Annotated in this window: 22 protein-coding genes, 2 tRNA genes and 3 rRNA genes; 15 read left to right on the forward strand and 12 right to left on the reverse strand. The window is 52.1% G+C overall.

Annotated features, from left to right (window positions below; genetic code table 11):
• Nucleotides 1-326: 326 nt before the first annotated feature.
• From SFA31_RS07590 to SFA31_RS07600, 3 genes are all read left to right on the forward strand, one after another.
• Nucleotides 327-716, forward strand: coding sequence for a VOC family protein (locus SFA31_RS07590; protein ID WP_322837440.1), 390 nt, complete (start codon nucleotides 327-329; stop codon nucleotides 714-716).
• A 61-nt stretch (nucleotides 717-777) separates the two neighbouring features.
• Nucleotides 778-2085: a tRNA lysidine(34) synthetase TilS gene (gene tilS / locus SFA31_RS07595; RefSeq protein WP_322837441.1), complete on the forward strand. Its 1308-nt coding sequence runs from the start codon at nucleotides 778-780 to the stop codon at nucleotides 2083-2085.
• A complete protein-coding gene (locus SFA31_RS07600; RefSeq protein WP_322839327.1) occupies nucleotides 2085-2399 on the forward strand; it encodes a cytochrome c in 315 nt (104 codons plus the stop codon). The genes tilS and SFA31_RS07600 overlap by 1 nt, the downstream gene beginning before the upstream one ends.
• A 316-nt stretch (nucleotides 2400-2715) precedes the next feature.
• On the opposite strand, the gene rof is transcribed toward SFA31_RS07600, so the two are convergent.
• The gene (rof, locus tag SFA31_RS07605; protein WP_322837442.1) at nucleotides 2716-2973 is read right to left on the reverse strand and encodes a Rho-binding antiterminator; all 258 of its coding nucleotides are present in this window, start codon (nucleotides 2971-2973) and stop codon (nucleotides 2716-2718) included.
• Nucleotides 2960-3160, reverse strand: a complete 201-nt coding sequence (locus tag SFA31_RS07610) for a YaeP family protein (protein WP_322837443.1) — start codon at nucleotides 3158-3160, stop codon at nucleotides 2960-2962. The genes rof and SFA31_RS07610 overlap by 14 nt, the downstream gene beginning before the upstream one ends.
• A gap of 197 nt (nucleotides 3161-3357) precedes the next feature.
• Here SFA31_RS07610 and SFA31_RS07615 point away from each other — a divergent pair, with 197 nt between their 5' ends.
• The 3 genes from SFA31_RS07615 to SFA31_RS07625 are packed head-to-tail and all read left to right on the forward strand — an operon-like array spanning nucleotide 3358 to nucleotide 5042.
• The gene (locus SFA31_RS07615) at nucleotides 3358-3903 is read left to right on the forward strand and encodes a YaeQ family protein (protein ID WP_322837444.1); all 546 of its coding nucleotides are present in this window, start codon (nucleotides 3358-3360) and stop codon (nucleotides 3901-3903) included.
• A complete protein-coding gene (arfB, locus tag SFA31_RS07620; RefSeq protein ID WP_322837445.1) occupies nucleotides 3900-4322 on the forward strand; it encodes an alternative ribosome rescue aminoacyl-tRNA hydrolase ArfB in 423 nt (140 codons plus the stop codon). The genes SFA31_RS07615 and arfB overlap by 4 nt, the downstream gene beginning before the upstream one ends.
• Nucleotides 4323-4349: 27 nt before the next feature.
• Nucleotides 4350-5042 carry a copper resistance protein NlpE N-terminal domain-containing protein gene (locus SFA31_RS07625; protein WP_322837446.1) on the forward strand — a complete coding sequence of 231 codons (693 nt, stop codon included), beginning with the start codon at nucleotides 4350-4352 and terminating at the stop codon, nucleotides 5040-5042.
• Between the two features lie 68 nt (nucleotides 5043-5110).
• Here SFA31_RS07625 and proS read toward each other — a convergent pair whose 3' ends face one another.
• The 6 genes from proS to metN all read right to left on the reverse strand — a co-directional run bounded on the left by proS (nucleotide 5111) and on the right by metN (nucleotide 10694).
• On the reverse strand, nucleotides 5111-6829 hold the full coding sequence (proS, locus tag SFA31_RS07630) for a proline--tRNA ligase (RefSeq protein WP_322837447.1): 1719 nt from the start codon (nucleotides 6827-6829) through the stop codon (nucleotides 5111-5113).
• Nucleotides 6830-6939: 110 nt separating this feature from the next.
• Nucleotides 6940-7647: a tRNA (N6-threonylcarbamoyladenosine(37)-N6)-methyltransferase TrmO gene (gene tsaA / locus SFA31_RS07635; protein ID WP_322837448.1), complete on the reverse strand. Its 708-nt coding sequence runs from the start codon at nucleotides 7645-7647 to the stop codon at nucleotides 6940-6942.
• Entirely contained in the window at nucleotides 7644-8048 is a 405-nt protein-coding gene (gene rcsF / locus SFA31_RS07640) for an Rcs stress response system protein RcsF (protein WP_322837449.1), read from the reverse strand. Before rcsF ends, tsaA begins: the two co-directional genes overlap by 4 nt.
• Before the next feature lie 115 nt (nucleotides 8049-8163).
• The gene (locus tag SFA31_RS07645; protein WP_322837450.1) at nucleotides 8164-8979 is read right to left on the reverse strand and encodes a MetQ/NlpA family lipoprotein; all 816 of its coding nucleotides are present in this window, start codon (nucleotides 8977-8979) and stop codon (nucleotides 8164-8166) included.
• A 37-nt stretch (nucleotides 8980-9016) separates the two neighbouring features.
• Nucleotides 9017-9670 (reverse strand): methionine ABC transporter permease MetI, encoded by a 654-nt coding sequence (locus tag SFA31_RS07650; protein WP_322837451.1) that lies wholly within the window; start codon nucleotides 9668-9670, stop codon nucleotides 9017-9019.
• A complete protein-coding gene (gene metN, locus SFA31_RS07655; RefSeq protein ID WP_322837452.1) occupies nucleotides 9663-10694 on the reverse strand; it encodes a methionine ABC transporter ATP-binding protein MetN in 1032 nt (343 codons plus the stop codon). The genes SFA31_RS07650 and metN overlap by 8 nt, the downstream gene beginning before the upstream one ends.
• Nucleotides 10695-10945: 251 nt before the next feature.
• Between metN and gmhB the strand changes: the two genes are divergently transcribed.
• The 6 genes from gmhB to SFA31_RS07685 all read left to right on the forward strand — a co-directional run bounded on the left by gmhB (nucleotide 10946) and on the right by SFA31_RS07685 (nucleotide 17105).
• Entirely contained in the window at nucleotides 10946-11512 is a 567-nt protein-coding gene (gmhB, locus tag SFA31_RS07660; RefSeq protein ID WP_322837453.1) for a D-glycero-beta-D-manno-heptose 1,7-bisphosphate 7-phosphatase, read from the forward strand.
• A gap of 362 nt (nucleotides 11513-11874) precedes the next feature.
• A 16S ribosomal RNA gene (locus SFA31_RS07665) occupies nucleotides 11875-13416 on the forward strand.
• A 171-nt stretch (nucleotides 13417-13587) separates the two neighbouring features.
• Nucleotides 13588-13663, forward strand: a tRNA-Glu gene (locus SFA31_RS07670).
• A gap of 190 nt (nucleotides 13664-13853) precedes the next feature.
• A 23S ribosomal RNA gene (locus tag SFA31_RS07675) occupies nucleotides 13854-16764 on the forward strand.
• 99 nt (nucleotides 16765-16863) lie between these two features.
• Nucleotides 16864-16979, forward strand: a 5S ribosomal RNA gene (gene rrf, locus SFA31_RS07680).
• Together the 16S, 23S and 5S rRNA genes with 2 tRNA genes alongside form the textbook arrangement of a ribosomal RNA operon.
• A 49-nt stretch (nucleotides 16980-17028) precedes the next feature.
• Nucleotides 17029-17105 (forward strand) — tRNA-Asp (locus SFA31_RS07685).
• Between the two features lie 238 nt (nucleotides 17106-17343).
• Here the strand turns inward: SFA31_RS07685 and yafC are convergent.
• A complete protein-coding gene (yafC, locus tag SFA31_RS07690; RefSeq protein WP_322837454.1) occupies nucleotides 17344-18243 on the reverse strand; it encodes a DNA-binding transcriptional regulator YafC in 900 nt (299 codons plus the stop codon).
• A gap of 192 nt (nucleotides 18244-18435) precedes the next feature.
• Here yafC and SFA31_RS07695 point away from each other — a divergent pair, with 192 nt between their 5' ends.
• Complete coding sequence (locus SFA31_RS07695) at nucleotides 18436-19230, forward strand: endonuclease/exonuclease/phosphatase family protein (RefSeq protein WP_322837455.1); 795 nt, start codon at nucleotides 18436-18438, stop codon at nucleotides 19228-19230.
• A 382-nt stretch (nucleotides 19231-19612) separates the two neighbouring features.
• Here SFA31_RS07695 and mltD read toward each other — a convergent pair whose 3' ends face one another.
• Nucleotides 19613-20995, reverse strand: a complete 1383-nt coding sequence (gene mltD / locus SFA31_RS07700; RefSeq protein ID WP_322837456.1) for a murein transglycosylase D — start codon at nucleotides 20993-20995, stop codon at nucleotides 19613-19615.
• 73 nt (nucleotides 20996-21068) lie between these two features.
• Entirely contained in the window at nucleotides 21069-21824 is a 756-nt protein-coding gene (gloB, locus tag SFA31_RS07705; protein ID WP_322837457.1) for a hydroxyacylglutathione hydrolase, read from the reverse strand.
• 32 nt (nucleotides 21825-21856) lie between these two features.
• On the opposite strand from gloB, the gene SFA31_RS07710 reads away from it, so the two are divergent.
• Nucleotides 21857-22564: a class I SAM-dependent methyltransferase gene (locus tag SFA31_RS07710; protein ID WP_322837458.1), complete on the forward strand. Its 708-nt coding sequence runs from the start codon at nucleotides 21857-21859 to the stop codon at nucleotides 22562-22564.
• Nucleotides 22565-22570: 6 nt separating this feature from the next.
• Here SFA31_RS07710 and rnhA read toward each other — a convergent pair whose 3' ends face one another.
• The gene (gene rnhA, locus SFA31_RS07715; RefSeq protein WP_322837459.1) at nucleotides 22571-23047 is read right to left on the reverse strand and encodes a ribonuclease HI; all 477 of its coding nucleotides are present in this window, start codon (nucleotides 23045-23047) and stop codon (nucleotides 22571-22573) included.
• A gap of 51 nt (nucleotides 23048-23098) precedes the next feature.
• On the opposite strand from rnhA, the gene dnaQ reads away from it, so the two are divergent.
• A complete protein-coding gene (dnaQ, locus tag SFA31_RS07720) occupies nucleotides 23099-23833 on the forward strand; it encodes a DNA polymerase III subunit epsilon (protein ID WP_322837460.1) in 735 nt (244 codons plus the stop codon).
• The last annotated feature ends 25 nt before the right edge of the window (nucleotides 23834-23858 follow it).

Here is a 23858-nt window from a genome sequence, read left to right on the forward strand (position 1 = left end):
TATGAAGGCGGATATTTATTGCCGATAGTAAACGCTCTCCTGTGGCATCTACAAAGTGGGCTATTAATTTTAATAGAACCCGATGCGGCTTGATTTAAGGCCGTCAGTTTATCCCGCGGGAGTATGCGCAAAGTGCGTTTTACGGGGATTTTCTCTTCTCTATTGTGAATTGCATCGCCCGCAGAATAAACGACTAAAGCCAACCATCGGCGTACTAGCCTGATTTTGGCTTTAAGCCGTCAGGCAAATCCAATGCGTTTTGCCTGACGTCTATTACAGAGACTTCGCCGTAATTACCTGATTTGCTGCCCTTGAAGGAGACGTTAATGCTGAATTTAAACCAGGTGCACCACATCGCGATTATTGCGAGCGATTATGCCCGCAGTAAGGCGTTTTATTGCGATATTCTGGGGTTTACGCTACTTAGCGAAGTTTACCGCGAGGCGCGCGACTCCTGGAAAGGGGATTTAGCGCTTAACGGTGCTTATGCCATTGAGCTGTTTTCATTTCCAAAGCCACCGGCGCGCGTGAGTCAGCCGGAAGCCTGCGGTTTACGCCATTTAGCTTTCAGCGTCGACGATGTCGACCTTGCGATGAAGCAGCTACTCTCACTGGGTGTAGCCTGTGAAGCGGTGCGTTTGGATCCACTGACGGGAAAACGATTTACGTTTTTTTGCGATCCGGATGGTTTGCCGCTAGAGCTGTACCAACAGTAAGACTTGCGTTGCCGGAAGTTGCCCGGTAACGTGCCGCTATGTCTGTTAATCTTTCCATACTATGACACCCCCACAGCTGCATCATCGTCTCGGCGCACGCCGGCATTTGCTGGTCGCCTACAGCGGCGGTCTGGATTCTACGGTATTACTGCATCAACTGGTTCAGCTACGTCACTGTTATCCGGATATTACGCTGCGCGCTATGCATATTCATCACGGGCTAAGCCCGCACGCGGATGAATGGGCGGCGCACTGCACGCACCAGTGCCAGCAATGGCAAGTCCCGCTGTGCGTGGAGCGCGTGACGCTTACTTCGAATGGTAAAGGCATCGAATCCCAGGCTCGCGACGCACGCTACGCGGCGCTGGCGCGGGCGTTATTGCCAGGGGAGACCCTGCTAACTGCCCAGCACCAGGACGATCAGTGTGAAACCTTGCTGCTGGCATTAAAACGCGGTAGCGGCCCTGCGGGGCTATCGGCGATGCCGATGAGCACTCCGTTCGCCGGCGGAGAATTATTACGTCCGCTGCTGGATGTTGCTCGCATTAATCTGGAACAGTGGGCCTCCATGCACCAACTTGTCTGGGTTGAAGACGATAGCAATACGGATGTCCGTTTTGAACGCAATTTCCTGCGCCAGCAGATTTTGCCTCAACTGACGGCGCGCTGGCCGCATTTTACCGACGCCGCTGCGCGTAGCGCCGCGCTGTGCGCCGAGCAGGAGTCATTATTGAATGAACTCCTTGCCGATGAACTGGCGCTTGCGACAACGGCGCAAGGATCATTGCGGATAGCGGCATTGAACGATAAAAGCGAGGCCCGGCGCGGGGCGCTGCTTCGGCGCTGGCTCAGTAGTCTGGGCGCGGAAATGCCTTCTCGGGATGCATTGACGCGGATTTGGCACGAAGTTGCCTGCGCGCGACAGGATGCCAGCCCCCGCCTGCAGTTGGGGCATTATGAAATTCGGCGCTGGCGGGGCGCGCTATGGCGTATTCCTTGTATACCTGCGTTCTCATCCACCCCCATTGTCTGGCATGAACATTCACAGCCATTAACGCTGCCGGGAGGATTGGGGCAGCTTTGCTGGCAGCAGGGCGGTGCGCCGGTGCGTTTCCCGTTATCGCATGAAACCGTTAGCGTCAGGTTTCACGCCGAAGGCAGGCTGCACATCGTTGGGCGAGAGCGAGGGCGAACCTTAAAAAAACTGTGGCAGGAGTTGGGCATTGCCCCCTGGCTACGAGGTGCGGTTCCCCTACTGTTTTATGATGATTGTCTGATTGCCGCGCCCGGGATATTCGTCACCCGGGAGGGAGCAGCGCCAATTGGGCAATGTGGCTATCTCTATTGGCATAAGGGGTTAGAGTTATGATGAAAAAACCTGGGCTGGTGCTAAGTAGCATACTATTGTGCAGTTTTATGGCTATGGCAAAGGGCGATCCTCAGGCCGGTGCAAAGAAAGCCGTGACCTGTGCCGCCTGCCACGGCGATGATGGAAAGTCGACTGCGCCCATTTATCCAACTCTTGCCGGTCAGAGCGAAAATTATCTGGCGCACGCGCTGCATGCCTATAAAAACGGCGAGCGGCACGGCGGGCAGGCAGAAATAATGAGAGCGTACGTAAGTAGCCTGAGCGATGAAGATATCGCGAATCTGGCCGCCTGGTATTCCTCGCAAAAAGAGTAGCGACGATTTGGTCTCGTGGGTGCAGTAAGCGAGCGCGTATGCATACAGCGCGAGCAGGGTAATGCAAGCGTAACCGCCGTGGGGCGATGCGCGCACGTCGTTAAGCGGTGGATTAATAAGTATCAAAGAGTGTCTCAAGCCATTATTTTATCAACTATTTAAGCGCTGGCTTATGGAGCGGGGCTTTTTCTTTTCTTGACTCGGGGGTAGCGCCTACAGCGCGAGGCGCCTTTTGTCAGGCGCTTAATCAGGTAATTTAGCAACAATAGTAAAGCCGCCTTCGCAGGGAAGGCGGCTTTACTGCGTGAGGGAGGTATTACTCGCTGACGATCATCTCGCCAAGCTGAGGATTACTGTATTTGCTGATAGTATCGAGCCGCAGTTCGCGCACGGTTCCTGCGTTATCGACCAGAAGATATTCCACGTTTTTTCGCGTTACCAGAGCATCGGCTTTGGCCTGTAGCGTTTCGCCGTTTTTAAGTTCCAGCGTTAACAGCATATGTTGCTGGCAGGCGAGTTCCAGATTGTCATAATCATCGCAATTGATGGGGTGGTAGACATCATTCGTTGACATAATCGCTCACCAGTAAGTTAGCGGCAGCGTAAGCTGCCTGTTCCCTGATTGACTCTGAAAGCGCATCGTTGCCAGCGATGTCATTCAGAACCGTTAATACGCAACCTAGAGCATCGGGGATATATCCGAGCTCGCCGCTGGCTACCCCGGCGTAGCGGCGGCGTATTAATTCACAATATTGCTCCATAGGCCCTCCTGTCAGCGTCCCGAATTGGGATTGTGCATAAGGTGCTTGTTAAGCCTACGAAGTTCGCTTCGGTTTAGCAAGATGGTGCCGCTTTTCCGTAGCCGCTGACATGATTATTTACGCAGAAACCAGGCGCGGATTGACGGGCGCGGTGCATTTTTAAAAGGTACAATGCCGTTCCCGTAAGAGAGGTTAACATGGCGTTAAAGGCAACAATTTATAAAGCAGCGGTGAGCATTGCCGATTTAGATCGCAATCGCTTTCTTGAGACCAGCCTGACGCTCGCCTGCCACCCTTCAGAAACGCAGCAGCGTATGATGCTGCGTTTGCTGGCATGGATAGTGTATGCCGATGAGAAACTGGCATTTACGCGCGGGCTGTGCGCGGATGAGGAACCAGAGATTTGGCTCTGTAACGATCATGGCGGTGTAGATCTCTGGGTTGAGCTAGGCTTGCCTGATGAACGGCGCTTGAAAAAGGCGACCCGCAAAGCGGCTGAAGTGGTTTTATTTGCGTATAACAGTCGCGCGGCGCAGGTTTGGTGGCAGCAGCAGCAGGCCGCGCTATCGCAGTATAAGAACCTGACGTTATGGTATCTGGATGATGAGCAACTGGCGGCGTTGAGCGCGTTGGCGGATAGAAATATGGCGCTACAGGCCACGCTGCAGGAAGGCGTTATCTGGCTTTCAGATGCGCAAACTCACCTGGAGCTACGTCTGACACGTTGGCAGAGCGCGGCATGATTACGCTCGGACGCGGTGTGAGTATTGGGGATGATGAGTATACGCTCAGCGCTATCCGCGCCCAGGGAGCCGGTGGGCAACACGTAAATAAAGCCTCTACGGCTATCCATTTGCGCTTTGATATTGCCGCTTCCCGGCTGCCGGAGGTCTGGAAATCACGGCTGCTGGCCGCTTCTCATCATCTGATTACCCCGGAAGGCGTTGTCGTTATCAAAGCGCAGGAGTACCGTAGCCAGGAAATGAATAAAGAGGCGGCGATAGCGCGGCTGGCGGCACTGATTCAGGAGCTGACCGTAGTGCCAAAGAGCCGTAAGGCGACGCGGCCAACCCGAGCCTCAAAAGAACGGAGGCTTGATGCGAAATCGCGCCGCTCAGCGGTTAGATCGCTGCGCGGAAAAGTGCGCGATCGCGGAGATTAAGCGTAAAGGGACTATGGGAGAAAGGAGATGAAAAAGACGGGCTATGCGGCGGGCGCGGCGCTGGCGTCAGGCCTACTCTTTCTGCTTGCAGGATGTAACCACCGCGTTACGGATATTCCGGCACAGGTTCAGGAACTTAAGCCGATGCAGCAGAGCTATCGCGGTGTACTTCCCTGCGCCGATTGTGAAGGCATTGAGACCACGTTATTTTTAGATAAAAATGGCGACTGGGTGATTAATCGCCATTATCAAAAAGGTATCGCTTCCGCCGATGCCGTGAGCTATGGCACCTGGGCGCGTACCGCGGATAAGCTGGTGCTGACCGATTCCAAACAGAACAAACTCTATTTTCGCCCGGATAATAATGGGCTGGAGGCGCTGGATGTTCACGGTAATCCGACCTCGCCCGTTTATCGCCTAACGGCCATTCAGCAGATACGTCCGCAGGCGACGTCTGTCGTGATGAAAGGGATGTATAAATATATGGCTGATGTGGCAATTATTACTGATTGCGCCACGCGACGCACCTTTCTGGTGACCGATAGTCCACAGCTTGAGCTTGGATATAGCGCATCTCGTGATGCCTCAATGGCACCGGTATTGGTGAGCGTTAAAGCGCATTTCACTCTGGAAGAAAATTCAGATACCGGCGTTATGCGCCTGGCGATTGTTGCCGATGAGAATGGGCAATTCATCCCGGGAAAAGACTGCGATAATTAATGTATTGTGCGAAATACATTTGAGGTTGCTAAAAAAGCCCGCCAAAGGCGGGCCAATTTACGATGCTGTTAGCCGCGGATGCGGGATAGTAGATACTCAACAATATCGCCGGTTTTAATCAGTTGCTTATCGCCCTCGCGGCGATACTTATATTCAATATCGTCGTTATCGAGATTGCGATCGCCCAGCACGATGGTATGCGGCACGCCGATGAGTTCCATATCGGCAAACATAACGCCGGGGCGCTCTTTTCTATCGTCGAGCAGCACTTCTACGCCCTGGGCGCGCAGCTCGGCATACAGTTTTTCCGCCAACTCCTGAACGCGATAGGACTTGTGCATGTTCATCGGCAGAATGGCGACCTGGAAAGGCGCAATGGCTTCTGGCCACACGATGCCCCGCTCATCGTAGTTTTGCTCGATGGCAGCGGCAACGACGCGCGTGACACCAATACCATAACAGCCCATTGTCAGGATTTGGTTGCGTCCATCTTCACCCTGAACGCTGGCTTTCATCGCCTCTGAGTATTTGGTGCCAAGCTGGAAAATATGGCCGACTTCAATGCCGCGTTTAATCAGCAGCGTTCCTTTGCCGTCCGGGCTGGGATCGCCGGCGACAACGTTACGAATGTCTGCAACTTCTGGGGTAACCGCGTCGCGATCCCAATTAATGCCGAAATAATGTTTGCCGTCGATATTCGCGCCAGCGCTGAAGTCGCTCATCGCGGCAACGGTGCGATCAATTACCACAGGTACCGGCATATTCACCGGGCCGAGGGAGCCAGGACCAGCGTTAACTACGGCGCGAATCTCTTCTTCCGTGGCGAATGTTAGCGGGCTGGCGACCTGCGGCAGTTTTTCCGCTTTCACTTCATTTAATTCATGGTCGCCGCGAACCAGCAGAGCAACCAGCGGATACGCGCTACCTTCGGCCGCTTTTACCAGCAGAGTTTTCACCGTCTTTTCAATCGGCAGAGCAAATTGCTCAACCAGCTCGGCGATAGTTTTTGCCTTTGGCGTATCCACAAGAGTCATTTCTTGGGTCGCCGCAGCCCGGGGCGCTGCGGGCGCGACGGCCTCGGCCAGCTCGATATTCGCCGCATAGTCGGATGAATCAGAGAAGATAACGTCATCTTCGCCGCTGTGCGCCAGTACCTGGAATTCGTGAGATGCGCTGCCGCCAATGGAGCCGGTATCCGCCTGAACCGCCCGAAAATCAAGCCCCATGCGGGTAAAGATCTTGCTGTAGGCTTCATACATGGTGTCGTATGTCGCCTGCAGAGATTCCTGCGAAGTATGAAATGAATAGGCATCCTTCATAATAAATTCGCGTGAGCGCATCACGCCGAAACGCGGGCGTACTTCGTCGCGGAATTTAGTTTGGATCTGGAAAAAGTTAAGCGGGAGCTGTTTATAGGAACTCAGCTCATTGCGTATTAAATCGGTAATCACTTCTTCATGAGTGGGGCCCAATACGAACGGGCGCTCGCCGCGATCGACAAAACGCAGCAATTCCGGGCCATATTGTTCCCAGCGGCCGCTTTCCTGCCATAAGTCTGCAGGCTGCACCACCGGCATGGAAACCTCAATCGCACCGGCGTTGTTCATCTCTTCGCGCACGATATTTTCGACTTTTTTAAGAACGCGCAGACCGGTCGGCAGCCAGGTATATAACCCGGAGGCTAACTTACGGATCATCCCGGCGCGCAGCATCAGTTGGTGACTGATGACTTCGGCGTCGGCGGGGGTCTCCTTCAGAGTGGAGAGCATATATTGGCTAGTACGCATGTTATTCAGGTTCCATATGGACAAACGAACGCAGGCCTAAAGCGACCTGATGCAAAAAAGTGGTTTAGTTTACCAGTGTGGCAGAGTTGCCAAAAGAGAGGGGCGGGAAATTAACTTAGCTCAAGTGCAAACACTTCAGCGCCCAGCGTATCGATACGCCAGCGCACGTTGAAATCCATGAGCCAGGCGGCGTAGGTTTTATCCCTGGCGTCCGTTTTGCGATAGGCGGGACGTGGGTCCTGAGCTAACACCTCGCAAATAAACTGCTTCAGCGTAGGGTAGCGCGGTGCCAGCACGGCCAGCTGTTGCATCACTTCAGGGGTAAAGCGCACGGGCATATTGGCGGTGGGTGCCTCCGGTGCGTATCCAGAGCGCGCGCCAGGAATCGCTTCGGCAAAAGGAAGGTAAGGCTTTATATCAATAACGGGAGTTCCATCGACTAAATCGACGCCCCCCAGTTTAAGTACCGGCCCGGTTTTACCGAAACAGATGGCTTTCAGCTCTAGCAGCGACATTCCAATAGGGTTGGGGCGGAATGTGGAGCGCGAAGCAAATACCCCTACGCGCGTATTACCGCCAAGCCTCGGCGGCCTCACGGTGGGGCGCCAGCCTTTATCCATGGTGTGATGAAAAATAAACAGCACCCACAGATGGCTGAAGCCTTCCAGCTCACGCACGGCATCGGGATGATTCCACGGGGCAAGCAGGTGAAGTTCGCCATCCGCGCTGTTGACCAGACCTGGCTGGCGCGGAACGGCGAACTTTTCTTTATAGGGAGATCGAATAACGCCAATCTGGTTGACGTTATAACCGGTCATTGCGCGCTTACTTTTAACGCTGAACCCAGACATACGGCCTGGCGGTAACAGCCCGGAGTGCCGCTGGTGACTTCGCAGCTATGCTGAAGCACGGCGTTGGCGTGCATTTTCGCAGCATTGATCTGCATCCGCTTACGCGCGGTCGGGATATTGGGTGGGGAATCCTGATTGCTCATTTGGCAGGATTCTCCGGTGACTTCTCCGAGATCTTTAAACGGTTTACCGACCAAATCTTCTGCATTGGTATAAATTTTGACGGGCGCCGGGCGCGCAATCTTTGGCTTAACGGGCTGGCGTTTAACCGGTGCTGCCGTGCTCTGCGTGGGCTCCACGGGGGATCTGCTTAGCAATGAACAGCCGCTTAACATGAGTGCTAATAAACAGATCGGTAAAGCACGCATAAGTCTTCCTCAATGAATAATCAAACGGGGCTTATTGAAACAATCTCTCGCATAAATAACAAGACAGGCTTGCGCCTGTCTTGTTTATTTTTATACGAAAAATGTTAATAGTGGTTTACCAGCCTTTTACTGCACCACCGTTAAAAATTTTATTAGCAGCTTCTGATACTTCGTCTGACTGGAAGGCTTTCACGAATTTTTTCACGTTTTCAGCGTCTTTATTATCTTCCCGCGCCACGATCAGATTAACGTAAGGGGAATCCTTATCTTCAACAAAAATCCCATCTTTTGCCGGCGTCAGGCCAATCTGGCTGGCGTAGGTGGTATTAATCACGGCGAGTGCGATTTGTGCGTCGTCAAGCGAGCGCGGTAACTGCGGTGCTTCCAGTTCGACCAGCTTCAGATTTTTAGGATTCTCAATCACATCCAGCACCGTAGGCAACAACCCGGAGCCTTCTTTCAGTTTAATTAGATCTTCTTTTTGCAATAGCAGTAAGGCGCGCCCTAAGTTGGTAGGATCGTTTGGAAGCGCAATTTGCGCACCGGATTGAAGTTCATCCAGTGATTTAATCTTCTTCGAATAACCGGCAATCGGGTAAACAAATGTACTGCCGACGGGCACTAGCTTATAGCCGTGATCTTTAATTTGCTGGTCCAGATAAGGTTTATGCTGGAATGCATTCACGTCAATATCGCCTTTGCTCAGGGCTTCGTTCGGCAAAACATAATCGTTAAACGTCACTAGCTCGACGTTGAGATTGTATTTATCTTTAGCGACTTTCTGTGCGACTTCAGCAACCTGCTGTTCTGCACCGACAATAACGCCGACTTTAATATGGTTAGGATCTTTTTCTTCCTGACCGCAGGCAGCCAGAGTCAGCGCGCCTATCAACGTACCAATCACGGCCACGGCCTTAAATTTCAGAGACATAGTCTTTCCTTCTGTAGGTGTTGAATACGACGTTGCGTTATTTTCGCGTTACGGCACGTGCAAAGTTATCGCCTGCGAACTGAATAATGTAAACCAGTAATACCAGGAGAATCAGTACGGTATTCATCACCGTAGCGTTATATCCAATATAGCCGTATTGATAGCCAATTTGGCCTAAGCCACCGGCACCGACGGCTCCGCCCATCGCCGAGTAGCCAACAAGGGTGATCAGCGTGATAGTCGCGGCGTTGATTAGACCAGGAAGCGCTTCGGGCAGTAAGACTTTGCGGATAATCTGTAGCGGCGTGGCGCCCATTGCGCGAGACGCTTCGATAAGCCCGCCGGGAATTTCGAGCAGGGCGTTTTCCACCATACGGGCGATGAACGGCGCCGCACCGACGGTTAAAGGTACAATTGCCGCCTGAAGCCCAATAGAGGTGCCAACAATAGCCCGCGTAAACGGAATCATCCACACCAGCAGAATAATAAAGGGAATTGAGCGGAAAATATTAACCAGCGCTGAAATAATACGGTATAGCGGCGCGTTGGCGCTGATTTGCCCGGGGCGAGTGATATATAGCAGCACGCCAAGCGGCAGGCCTAATACAAAACCAAAGAAGCCGGAAACGAACGTCATCGCCAGCGTTTCCCAGACGCCTCGGATTAATAGCCAAACCATTGCTTCAGACATAACCCAGCACCTCTACTTTTACGTGATGCTGCTGCAAATACGCAATGGCAGCGTTAGTATCTTCTTGTTCTCCGTGCATTTCCGCCAGCATGATGCCGAATTTTACGCCGCCGGCGTAATCCATCTGCGCACTAATAATGTTGTTATTAACATTGAAGCGGCGGGCGGTTTCCGACAGCAGCGGGGCATCGACAGATTGGCCGGTAAACTCAAGGCGCATAAGTGGCATCATATCGTCCTGGGGCCGTGCGCTGAGCCGCTGGGCATAGTCATCAGGAATATCCAAATGCAGGGTTGATTGAATAAACTGTTGCGCCAGCGGGGTTTTAGGATGAGAAAAGACTTCACCGACTTTGTCTTGTTCAATAAGCTCGCCGTCACTAATCACTGCAACTCGATCGCAAATGCGTTTTACGACGTCCATCTCATGCGTAATCAGTAGAATGGTTAACCCCAGGCGGCGGTTAATATCCTTTAATAGCTCCAGAATAGCGCGCGTGGTTGCGGGGTCCAGTGCGCTGGTGGCCTCATCGCACAGCAATATTTTAGGGTTGCTCGCCAGAGCGCGAGCAATCGCGACGCGCTGTTTTTGCCCACCGGATAGATTGGCCGGGTAAGCGTCATGCTTCTCTGCAAGCCCTACCAGCTCAAGAAGCTCCATTACGCGGCGTTTAACTTCGCTACGCGGAGTATTATCAAGTTCAAGCGGAAGCGCGACATTGCCGAAAACCGTACGTGAAGACAGCAGGTTAAAATGCTGAAATATCATGCCGATTTGGCGACGAGCTTTCGTAAGCTGCGCTTCGCTCATTGCCGTGAGATCTTTGCCGTCAACAAGTACCTCGCCGGAAGTAGGCCGTTCAAGAAGATTCACGCAGCGAATCAGCGTGCTTTTCCCGGCGCCGGAAGAGCCGATAACGCCAAATATTTGCCCAGCGGGGACGTGCAGGCTGACATTTTTTAACGCCTGAATATGTCGATTCCCTTGCTGGAATACTTTGGTGATGCTGGAAAGTTTAATCATTAGATTATTTTTATCTTATAAAATGTTGCCGTGGCATTTTGTATTGTTCGACTGGGTTCAAAGTCCGCGATGGATGGATGTTAAGGCATCCAGACGTCTAAATCAATCTGTCTCTTATTCGCCACTCATCCTTTTTAAGAGAAGCGGCAAAATGAAAGGTTTTATCTAAAGAAGCGCGTTGTTTGTGGCCCGGAAATCATTGCGACGATATCATAGGCAACATTATTCATATTCAATCTCAGGAGCGCCTGGTGACTAAATCTGTCCCCGCTATATTTCTCGATCGTGATGGCACTATTAATGTTGATCACGGTTATGTGCATGAAATCGAAAGCTTTGAATTTATTGATGGAGCTATTGATGCGCTACGTGAATTAAAAGAGATGGGATTTGCGTTAGTGCTGGTGACTAATCAATCGGGGATTGCCCGCGGTTTATTCAGTGAGACGCAGTTCGAACGGCTCACTGAATGGATGGATTGGTCTTTGGCCGATCGCGGCGTGGATCTGGATGGTATTTATTACTGTCCGCATCATCCGCAAGCAGGCGTTGAAGCCTACCGACAGGCGTGTGATTGCCGTAAGCCGCAACCGGGGATGCTCATTACGGCCCGCGATTATCTTAATATCGATATGGCAGCATCGTATATGGTGGGCGATAAGACAGAAGATATGCAGGCCGCGACCGCTGCAAAAGTTGGGACGCGGGTATTAGTACGCACCGGTAAGCCAGTAACTGAGGAAAGCGAACAGTTAGCGGACTGGGTTATCGATAGCCTGGCAGAACTTCCAACGGCTATCAGAAACAGAGCAAAATAGCGCTTTCGCTCGTAAATTGAGCGGTTGATCGAAGTTTCTTAATTTTTGCTTGTCAGGGGCGCAGCAGTCCCTATAATGCGCCTCCATCGACACGGCGCAGACGAAAGTGAAGGCCGGGCCGAAAGAGAAAACGCCTAAAAAATGGGGTTGACTCTGAAAGAGGAAAGCGTAACATACGCCACCTCGCGACCGGAGCGAAAGCCCGGCGCAACTGCTCTTTAACAATTTATCAGACAATCTGTGTGGGCACTCGAAAGCACTGATATCAACGTCTTCGGACGAAAAATGATTATCAAGTCTCAAGAGTGAACAACAGTTAATTCATTACGAACTAACAGTTTAATTCTTTGAGCATCAAACTTTAATTGAAGAGTTTGATCATGGCTCAGATTGAACGCTGGCGGCAGGCCTAACACATGCAAGTCGAGCGGCAGCGGAAAGAAGCTTGCTTCTTTGCCGGCGAGCGGCGGACGGGTGAGTAATGTCTGGGGATCTGCCCGATGGAGGGGGATAACCACTGGAAACGGTGGCTAATACCGCATAATGTCGCAAGACCAAAGTGGGGGACCTTCGGGCCTCACGCCATAGGATGAACCCAGATGGGATTAGCTAGTAGGTGGGGTAAAGGCTCACCTAGGCGACGATCTCTAGCTGGTCTGAGAGGATGACCAGCCACACTGGAACTGAGACACGGTCCAGACTCCTACGGGAGGCAGCAGTGGGGAATATTGCACAATGGGGGAAACCCTGATGCAGCCATGCCGCGTGTATGAAGAAGGCCTTCGGGTTGTAAAGTACTTTCAGCGGGGAGGAAGGCTGGTGGCTTAATACGCCATCAGATTGACGTTACCCGCAGAAGAAGCACCGGCTAACTCCGTGCCAGCAGCCGCGGTAATACGGAGGGTGCAAGCGTTAATCGGAATTACTGGGCGTAAAGCGCACGCAGGCGGTCTGTTAAGTCAGATGTGAAATCCCCGGGCTCAACCCGGGAACTGCATTTGAAACTGGCAGGCTTGAGTCTCGTAGAGGGGGGTAGAATTCCAGGTGTAGCGGTGAAATGCGTAGAGATCTGGAGGAATACCGGTGGCGAAGGCGGCCCCCTGGACGAAGACTGACGCTCAGGTGCGAAAGCGTGGGGAGCAAACAGGATTAGATACCCTGGTAGTCCACGCCGTAAACGATGTCTACTTGGAGGCTGTGGTCATGAACCGTGGCTTCCGGAGCTAACGCGTTAAGTAGACCGCCTGGGGAGTACGGCCGCAAGGTTAAAACTCAAATGAATTGACGGGGGCCCGCACAAGCGGTGGAGCATGTGGTTTAATTCGATGCAACGCGAAGAACCTTACCTGGTCTTGACATCCACAGAATTCTCCGGAGACGGAGAAGTGCCTTCGGGAACTGTGAGACAGGTGCTGCATGGCTGTCGTCAGCTCGTGTTGTGAAATGTTGGGTTAAGTCCCGCAACGAGCGCAACCCTTATCCTTTGTTGCCAGCGATTCGGTCGGGAACTCAAAGGAGACTGCCGGTGATAAACCGGAGGAAGGTGGGGATGACGTCAAGTCATCATGGCCCTTACGACCAGGGCTACACACGTGCTACAATGGCGCATACAAAGAGAAGCGACCTCGCGAGAGCAAGCGGACCTCATAAAGTGCGTCGTAGTCCGGATCGGAGTCTGCAACTCGACTCCGTGAAGTCGGAATCGCTAGTAATCGTGGATCAGAATGCCACGGTGAATACGTTCCCGGGCCTTGTACACACCGCCCGTCACACCATGGGAGTGGGTTGCAAAAGAAGTAGGTAGCTTAACCTTCGGGAGGGCGCTTACCACTTTGTGATTCATGACTGGGGTGAAGTCGTAACAAGGTAACCGTAGGGGAACCTGCGGTTGGATCACCTCCTTACCTGAAGATACGGTCTTTTGCAGTGCTCACACAGATTGTCTGATGAAAGAAAAGAAGCAAGGCGTTTACGCGTTGGGCGTGAGTAAGGGCGGGATATAGCCGTTCGCTTTCTGTTAACGAAAGCTCACCCTACACGAAAATGTCACACAATGTGTGACAGACAATTTTCGTGTCCCCTTCGTCTAGAGGCCCAGGACACCGCCCTTTCACGGCGGTAACAGGGGTTCGAATCCCCTAGGGGACGCCACTTGCTGGTTTGTGAGTGAAAGTCACCGGCCACTGTATCTCAAAGCTGATTTTGCCGTGAAGGCGGAGTCAGGTCTGAGATATTTGCTCTTTAACAATCCGGAACAAGCTGAAAATTGAAAATCCATAAACGGAATAACCGTTTAATGGGTCTCTCAAGCCTGCAGTCCGAAGACATCTTCGGGTTGTGAGGTTAAGCGAATAAGCGTACACGGTGGATGCCCTGGCAGTCAGAGGCGATGAAGGACGTGCTAATCTGCGAAAAGCGTCGGTAAGCTGATATGAGGCGTTATAACCGACGATGTCCGAATGGGGAAACCCAGTGCAATTCGTTGCACTATCATTAACTGAATCCATAGGTTAATGAGGCGAACCGGGAGAACTGAAACATCTAAGTACCCCGAGGAAAAGAAATCAACCGAGATTCCCTGAGTAGCGGCGAGCGAACGGGGAAGAGCCCAGAGTCTGAATCAGCGGGTGTGTTAATGGAACGGTCTGGAAAGTCCGGCGATACAGGGTGACAGCCCCGTACATGAAAATGCACCTGTTGTGAGCTCGATGAGTAGGGCGGGACACGTGGTATCCTGTCTGAATATGGGGGGACCATCCTCCAAGGCTAAATACTCCTGACTGACCGATAGTGAACCAGTACCGTGAGGGAAAGGCGAAAAGAACCCCGGCGAGGGGAGTGAAACAGAACCTGAAACCGTGTACGTACAAGCAGTGGGAGCCTTCCTTTATGGGGGGTGACTGCGTACCTTTTGTATAATGGGTCAGCGACTTATATTCTGTAGCAAGGTTAACCGAATAGGGGAGCCGAAGGGAAACCGAGTCTTAACCGGGCGCTAAGTTGCAGGGTATAGACCCGAAACCCGGTGATCTAGCCATGGGCAGGTTGAAGGTTGGGTAACACTAACTGGAGGACCGAACCGACTAATGTTGAAAAATTAGCGGATGACCTGTGGCTGGGGGTGAAAGGCCAATCAAACCGGGAGATAGCTGGTTCTCCCCGAAAGCTATTTAGGTAGCGCCTCGTGAATTCATCTCCGGGGGTAGAGCACTGTTTCGGCTAGGGGGCCATCCCGGCTTACCAACCCGATGCAAACTACGAATACCGGAGAATGTTATCACGGGAGACACACGGCGGGTGCTAACGTCCGTCGTGAAGAGGGAAACAACCCAGACCGCCAGCTAAGGTCCCAAAGTCATGGTTAAGTGGGAAACGATGTGGGAAGGCCCAGACAGCCAGGATGTTGGCTTAGAAGCAGCCATCATTTAAAGAAAGCGTAATAGCTCACTGGTCGAGTCGGCCTGCGCGGAAGATGTAACGGGGCTAAACCATGCACCGAAGCTGCGGCAGCGACACTATGTGTTGTTGGGTAGGGGAGCGTTCTGTAAGCCGTCGAAGGTGGACTGTGAGGTCTGCTGGAGGTATCAGAAGTGCGAATGCTGACATGAGTAACGATAAAGCGGGTGAAAAGCCCGCTCGCCGGAAGACCAAGGGTTCCTGTCCAACGTTAATCGGGGCAGGGTGAGTCGACCCCTAAGGCGAGGCCGAAAGGCGTAGTCGATGGGAAACAGGTTAATATTCCTGTACTCGGTGTTACTGCGAAGGGGGGACGGAGAAGGCTATGTTAGCCGGGCGACGGTTGTCCCGGTTTAAGTGTGTAGGTGTGTGGACCAGGCAAATCCGGTCTGCTTTAACGCTGAGGCACGATGACGAGTCACTACGGTGATGAAGTAACAAATGCCCTGCTTCCAGGAAAAGCCTCTAAGCATCAGGTAACATCAAATCGTATCCCAAACCGACACAGGTGGTCAGGTAGAGAATACCAAGGCGCTTGAGAGAACCCGGGTGAAGGAACTAGGCAAAATGGTGCCGTAACTTCGGGAGAAGGCACGCTGGCGCGTAGGTGAAGTCACTTGCTGACGGAGCTGAAGCCAGTCGAAGATACCAGCTGGCTGCAACTGTTTATTAAAAACACAGCACTCTGCAAACACGAAAGTGGACGTATAGGGTGTGACGCCTGCCCGGTGCCGGAAGGTTAATTGATGGGGTTATCGCGTTGCGAGAAGCTCCTGATCGAAGCCCCGGTAAACGGCGGCCGTAACTATAACGGTCCTAAGGTAGCGAAATTCCTTGTCGGGTAAGTTCCGACCTGCACGAATGGCGTAATGATGGCCAGGCTGTCTCCACCCGGGACTCAGTGAAATTGAACTCGCTGTGAAGATGCAGTGTACCCGCGGCAAGACGGAAAGACCCCGTGAACCTTTACTATAGCTTGACACTGAACACTGGTCCTTGATGTGCAGGATAGGTGGGAGGCTTTGAAGTGTGGACGCCAGTCTGCACGGAGCCATCCTTGAAATACCACCCTTTAATGGCTGGTGTTCTAACGCAGGCCCGTAATCCGGGTCGCGGACAGTGTCTGGTGGGTAGTTTGACTGGGGCGGTCTCCTCCCAAAGAGTAACGGAGGAGCACGAAGGTGGGCTAATCCTGGTCGGACATCAGGAGGTTAGTGCAATGGCATAAGCCCGCTTGACTGCGAGAGTGACGGCTCGAGCAGGTGCGAAAGCAGGTCATAGTGATCCGGTGGTTCTGAATGGAAGGGCCATCGCTCAACGGATAAAAGGTACTCCGGGGATAACAGGCTGATACCGCCCAAGAGTTCATATCGACGGCGGTGTTTGGCACCTCGATGTCGGCTCATCACATCCTGGGGCTGAAGTAGGTCCCAAGGGTATGGCTGTTCGCCATTTAAAGTGGTACGCGAGCTGGGTTTAGAACGTCGTGAGACAGTTCGGTCCCTATCTGCCGTGGGCGCTGGAGAACTGAGGGGGGCTGCTCCTAGTACGAGAGGACCGGAGTGGACGCATCACTGGTGTTCGGGTTGTCATGCCAATGGCACTGCCCGGTAGCTAAATGCGGAAGAGATAAGTGCTGAAAGCATCTAAGCACGAAACTTGCCCCGAGATGAGTTCTCCCTGAGACTTAAAGTCTCCTGAAGGAACGTTGAAGACGACGACGTTGATAGGTCGGGTGTGTAAGCGCAGCGATGCGTTGAGCTAACCGGTACTAATGAACCGAGAGGCTTAACCTTACAACGCCGAAGGTGTTTTGAGGGGTTGAGAGTATTTTCAGTTTGTGACGGATAAGACCTGTGGCGGCACGAGAGTGCGGCGGCGGGTGACAGAATATGCCTGGCGGCGACAGCGCGGTGGTCCCACCTGACCCCATGCCGAACTCAGAAGTGAAACGCCGTAGCGCCGATGGTAGTGTGGGGCTTCCCCATGCGAGAGTAGGGAACTGCCAGGCTTTTAATTGCAGTAAACCGGGGAATATCCTGGTGTAATAAAAATTCGGTGGAGCGGTAGTTCAGTTGGTTAGAATACCTGCCTGTCACGCAGGGGGTCGCGGGTTCGAGTCCCGTCCGTTCCGCCACTTATTAAAAACCCTGAGCCTTGCTCAGGGTTTTTTGCTTTTCTACTAGCCGCTAAATATGTTGCATAGGAGCGAAAACCATGAAGCTACACGGTTTACACAGTGTAGGCGGTTGGAATTCCTGCAAGAGCATCATTGATATATCGCCGGCTTTTAAAATCTCAACGCGTTTAACGTTCGCCGTGGTTTTATAGTAATAATTGAAGGGGTTAAACGCCTTTTATATGGGTTGCCTATTTCATGGAGCATCCGTCTTATGAATATTCGTGCTTAAGAAATCGATAAATGCCCTGATCCGCGTACTCACTGCCCGATCGCTATAATATACGGCGCTTAATGGTATGGTGACGGGAAGCAATTTATCGGGTAATACTTCCACTAATTCACCTCGCGCAATTTCCTTATCGACCATAAAATCCGATAAGCAGGCGATGCCGTTATCTTGCAGGCAAAGCTGCTTAATTGTCTCTCCGCTGTTAGAGGAGAGCGAAGGGTTAACCTCATACATTTGCCCGTCATCCTGGGCAAGCGGCCACCGATTAAGTGACGCAGGCTCGCTAAAACCCAGACAGGAATGCTGATTGAGATCGGCCGCACATTGAGGATGGCCAAACTGCTCCAGATAGGCAGGAGTTGCGATGATGCGGCGCAGGCTATTGAATAATGGGCGTGCCCGCAGGCTGGAATCTGTGAGCTCCCCTACGCGAATAGCAATATCCACTTTGCGCTCAATTAAGTTGATAAAGGTTTCAGAGGAGACCAAAGAGAGCGTCACATCAGGGTAACGTTCACGAAAGGGTTTAACCAGTGGCAACAACAGATGTAGAACGATAGGCGTTGCAGCGTCAACTCGCAGCAGCCCTTTAGGTGCGCGGCGGCTTTCCTGTAATTCATTTTCCGCCGCCGCCATATCCTGCAGAATTTGCTGTGCGCGTCTGAAATAGCGCTGTCCTTCTTCGGTCATACTGAGCTGACGCGTTGTACGATTTAACAAGTTAACTTCAAGTTTATTTTCGAGGCGCTTTACTGCCCGGCTGATAGCCGAATTCGCCTGCCCTAACAGTTCGGCAGCCCGGCTAAAACTTCCGCTTTCTACCACAGCCACAAAAATAATTAGCTCTTCCGAAGTTGCTTTCACTATTGCACCTAAAGCAAAATTGCCATGCGATTTATATATAATTAGCATTTCAGCACAGTGGCAGAAAGCTGTCATCTGTTTTGAGACTACATGCGGTTGTGGGAACGTAACGTTGAAAGTGACGTCTAAACACCCTATAACGAAAGAAACGGCCGTTATTGTGTCGAAAAGAAATAGAGGCATTAATCAATCGTGCGAAGAAAAACCTACGCTATGCGCTACGTTGCAGGTCAGCCAGCGGAAAGGATAATGGCAACCGGCGTTCCGGTCGGCATTGGCCAGGCGATGCCCTCCGGGGCGCCTCTTAATGGAGAGGGCCCACTGCGCGTATTAGTATGGAATATTTTTAAGCAGCAGCGGGCCGAATGGCTATCCGTACTGCGTGATTTTGGCAAAGAAGCGCATTTGGTGCTGCTACAGGAGGCGCAAACTACCCCTGAGTTGATTCGCTTTGCGACCACGAACTATTTAGCCGCCGATCAGGTTCCCGCCTTTGTACTGCCGCAGCATCCATCCGGAGTAATGACACTGGCTTCAGCTCATCCCGTCTATTGTTGCCCACTGCGTGAAAGAGAGCCAATATTACGCCTTGCAAAATCAGCCTTGGTTACGGTTTATCCCATCCCGGACGGGCGCCTTTTAATGGTCGTCAACATTCATGCCGTAAATTTTAGCCTCGGCGTGGATGTTTATAGTAAGCAGTTAGGACCGATTGGTGAACAAATAGCGGCGCATTCTGGTCCGGTTATTATGGCCGGCGATTTCAATGCATGGAGTCGCCCGCGTATGAATGCGCTCTACCGCTTCTCTCGGGAAATGTCGCTGCGTGAAGTGCGTTTTAAGGACGACCGCCGCCGCCGGACTTTTGGCCGCCCGCTGGATTTTGTTTTCTATCGCGGCCTGACCGTGCATGATGCCTCTGTATTAGTTACCCGAGCTTCCGATCATAACCCTTTGCTGGTTGAATTTACGCCAGGCCGGCGCTAACCGGTAAGCGTAGTAGAGAACGGTAGCCGACGAGCGATATCCAGGCGATTATTTTAACGCGTTACGCGATGTGAAGGGCGCTCTGGCAGAGATGACGCTGCAATTACAGACGTTGCTATCCTTAACAACACTACTCCTATCTTCTCCCAATCACTCCTTGCAGGCGCCGCAGCCAAAAATTGCTTTCATAGCTAGCGGTTGAGATACGCGCTAAACGATCGGAGCGGCTACCCATTGACAGGATTCAAGTAAATACATTAAGAACGGACAAAACTGGTGGAGACTGGCTTTTTACAGGGAGACAGGCAATAAAAAAGCACCGTTTGAGCGGCGCTTTTTTATCATTTCAGGAATTTCAGGAATTTCAGGAATTTCAGGAATTTCAGGTTTCAGGCATCGCATCGTGCTTAACATATAGCGTAAGCTGATCGCCCGGCTTAAGATTGCCGGTACTCTCATTCCAGCGCATTAAATCTTTAATTTTAACGCCATGCCTTTTTGCGATGCTGGCCAGAGAGTCACCTTTTCGCACGCGATAAGTAATGCTGTTATCGTTTTTCGCAAGTTGAGATACGCTTTTGGACTCAGTGCTTACGGTCAACGTTTGCCCTGGTTTGATACGTGCGCTGTTCAAACCGTTATTCCGCTGCAAAGCGCTCTGCGACATATTCAGCTTAGCGGCGATACCGCTAAGCGTATCGCCACGCTGCACGGTATAACGGCTTTTTGTAGTCCGGCTACTATTTTCTGCCAGAAGCCCCGACTCTACGGCAACAAAATCGCTGGACGCCAGCGATGCGCGCAGTTTAGCCACATGCTTTTGCGGGACCATAACATACTGCGAGCCGCCTTTGCCCAGTACGCTGCCTTTGTAACCAGCATTAAATGCCTTCAATTTACTCACAGGCATACCGGTCATACTCGCTAACTGAGTCATTTCGACCGGCGTTGTCACTTTGACGCGCGCCAGCGCGCGGCTGCCGTTGGTGGTAGGCAGGCGAACGCCATAGCGTTTGCTGTTTTTGAAGATATCGCTCAGCGCCAGCATTTTCGGAATATAGATTTGTGTCTCTTTGGGCAACGACAGCGACCAGTAGTCGGTTGGTTTCCCTGCGGCTCTATTCGCTTTTATCGCCTTTAACACGCGCCCTTCGCCGCTATTATACGCGGCAACCGTTAGCAGCCAGTCCCCGTCAAACATTCGGTTAAGGCGCTGCATGATATTAAGCGCGGCCGTCGTTGAAGCCTCTACGTCGCGACGTGCATCGTAATCCCGGGTCTGTTTCAGACCGTAATTACGCCCCGTGCTGGGGATAATTTGCCAAATTCCTGCAGCGCTGCGGGCAGACGTTGCATGGGGATCAAAAGCGCTCTCCACTATGGGTAACAGTACCAGTTCCATAGGCATATTACGTTTCTTAATTTGCCCGGCTATCCAGTACATATACGGTTCAGCCCGTAAGGTCACATCGTGGAGATAGCTCTTGTTTTTTAAAAATTTTAATTTTTGCTCGCGAACCCGGCTATTGGCCGGAATTCCCATCTTTAGCTCGTTGCCAATGAAGGACCACAGATCCTGATCCTGCGCGAGGGCGAGATTATTATCCAGCCATCGCGCGGATGTCGCTCGATCTGCTAGCTTCCCTGCATCATTTTGACTCGCTGCAGAAAGGCTCTGTGCGTGCTGTTGAACGCCGGCGTCGCGCTGCGTCGCCTGGCACCCCACGAGCAGGACAGAGGCGAAAATTATCGCTTTTGCCTTCATGTGTGTGCGTCAATGGTTGTTTAAAAGACGTGCAATCATACAGTCCACTGCGGGGGGAAGCAACCAGGAAAACTCAGAACATATCTTTAGCGGCCCGTAACCATGCAAAAACGTGTTCAGATTGTTGCAACTTTGTTTCTTTTGAAATTTTTTTAATTAAATCAGAATCTTCTGTTCTTAAGAATAAATTTATTGCGCGCTCATTTTTTAAAATAGTGGGTAAGGTTTTTTCATTTTTTGCCCTTAATTCACTTACATCGCGATAGTAATCCTTTAAAGCTCTATCTTCCGGAAGAATGCTTAATGCAAATTTTATGTTACTCAGCGTGTATTCATGAGCACAGCAAATTAACGTATCCGCAGGGAGCGCATTTAATTTCTTCAAAGAAGCGAACATTTGTGCGGCGGTTCCTTCAAACAAACGCCCACAGCCGCCGGAAAAGAGTGTATCTCCGCAAAATAGCCAGGGGGCGGCATACCAGCAAATATGCCCCAGCGTATGACCGGGCGTGGCGATAACCTGAAAATCAAGGCCCAGAAGTGTCATGCGAGTGCCGTCGTACACAAGCTCTGTCGCGCCTTTATCCCGCGTTTCTTCAGGGCCGTAAACAGGAAGCTGCGGATAGCGTTCACGCAGCTGTGCAACACCGCCGACGTGATCCTGATGATGATGCGTCAATAAAATTGCTTCAGGCTGCCACTGATTATCTTCTAATGCGCTCAGCACCGGTGCGGCCTCACCGGGGTCAACGATCAGACAGCGTTTTTTCTCATCGCTCAGAACCCAGATGTAATTATCCTGAAAAGCGGAAATACTGGTAAGATTCATGCATACCTCTTACTGCGTAATGGAAGGGCGAGATGAAACCGGCAAGGATTCCTGAACCACTGGTGGCGCCAGCCCGCTGGGCCGAGTTGCCCTGGGGCGATAACCATCGCGCGGCGATCGAACGGCAGTTGCAGCCGTGGCTGGCGAAGATGTTTGGCTTTCATCTGCTTAAAGTCGGTAACTTAAGCGCAGAAATCAATACCGATACCTGCGCTATTTCACACCAGTTTAACATGGCATTACAAGGGGAAAACCTTCAGGTGATGGGAGAGGCGCTGCAACTTCCCTTCGCACCAGATTCAATCGATGCGTGTTTGCTGGCACATTCTCTGCCCTGGTGTGGCGATCCTCATCGTTTATTGCGTGAGATTGACAGAGTCCTGATTGACGATGGCTGGCTGATAATCACCGGATTCAACCCCTTAAGTCTTGCCAGAGTCGGCAGAATACGGACGCTGTTTCGCAAACCGCGGGTTCCTCAGTGGCGGTCATTTACGCTGATGCGCCAAATAGACTGGCTGGCATTACTTAATTTTGAAGTTATGCACTGCGGCTGCTTTGAAGTATTGCCATGGCAGAAGAGCGGCGGACGTTTATTAAATACCCACGTGCCCGCCCTGGGATGCCTGCAAATGATCGTGGCGCGTAAACGCACCGTGCCGTTGACATTCACCCCCATGAAAAACTTGCGTAAAAAACCGCAGTTGCGCCCGGCGGTGGGCGCGACGCGCCAGTACTGAATCGGGTTATCCCGCAGCCTCCTGCGCCTGATAGCCCACATCGTCCAGCGTCGGCTTAGAGGCCGCCGCGCGCGCCAGTTCATCGCAGCGCTCATTTTCCGGGTGGCCAGCGTGTCCCTTTACCCATTCCCATTTAATCGTATGCTGGCTGAGTGCGGCATCGAGACGCTGCCAAAGGTCGACATTTTTAACCGGCTGTTTGGCCGCAGTCTTCCAGCCGCGCTTTTTCCAGTTATGGATCCACTGCGTTATACCCTGGCGTACATACTGGCTATCGGTACTCAGGACAATATCGCAGTGCTCCCGAACGGCCTCAAGCGCCACAATAGCAGCCATAAGCTCCATACGATTATTGGTGGTTAGCTGATATCCGGCGCTGAAGGTTTTTTCATGCTGTTTATAGCGTAGAATTGCGCCATATCCGCCGGGGCCTGGGTTGCCTAGGCAGGAGCCGTCGGTGAAAATTTCTACCTGTTTACGCATCTCTGGTAGACTTCCTGTGACAAAAAGCCAAGTCTGACATAAACGAGCGCTATGAGCACTGCAATTACACGACAGATTGTTCTCGATACCGAAACCACGGGTATGAACCAGCTCGGTGTCCACTATGAAGGGCACCGAATTATAGAAGTGGGCGCCGTTGAGGTTGTTAACCGGCGCTTAACGGGGAATAACTTTCACGTCTATATAAAACCGGACCGGCTGGTGGACCCCGAAGCGTTCAATGTCCACGGTATCGCCGATGAGTTTCTGCGCAATATGCCGACGTTTGCCGATATCGCCGACGACTTTCTGGCCTATATCGATGGCGCCGAGCTGGTTATACACAACGCATCGTTTGATATCGGCTTTATGGATTATGAGTTCGGTATGCTCAATCGCGGCATCCCGAAGACAAATACGTTTTGCAAAATCACCGACAGCCTCGCTCTCGCTCGCCAGATGTTTCCCGGCAAGAGAAACAGCCTTGATGCTTTATGCTCGCGCTATGAGATAGATAACACCAAACGCACCCTGCACGGCGCATTACTCGATGCCCAAATTCTGGCAGATGTCTACCTGGCGATGACCGGTGGGCAAACGGCATTGGCGTTTACGATGGAAGGTGAGTCGCGTCAGAAGCAGGGCGATGAAAATAGGGTGCAACGCATCGTGCGCAGCGGCGGGAAACTGCGCGTCATTAACGCCAGCGATGAAGAGCTATTAAACCATGAGGCGCGCCTGGACCTGGTAGAAAAAAAGGGCGGTAGCTGCATGTGGCGTGCCTGAATGCCGATTTTCGGGCTAAATTTCA

Source organism: Erwinia sp. HR93 (assembly GCF_034555055.1).
GTDB classification, from domain to species: Bacteria; Pseudomonadota; Gammaproteobacteria; order Enterobacterales; family Enterobacteriaceae; genus Apirhabdus; species Apirhabdus apintestini.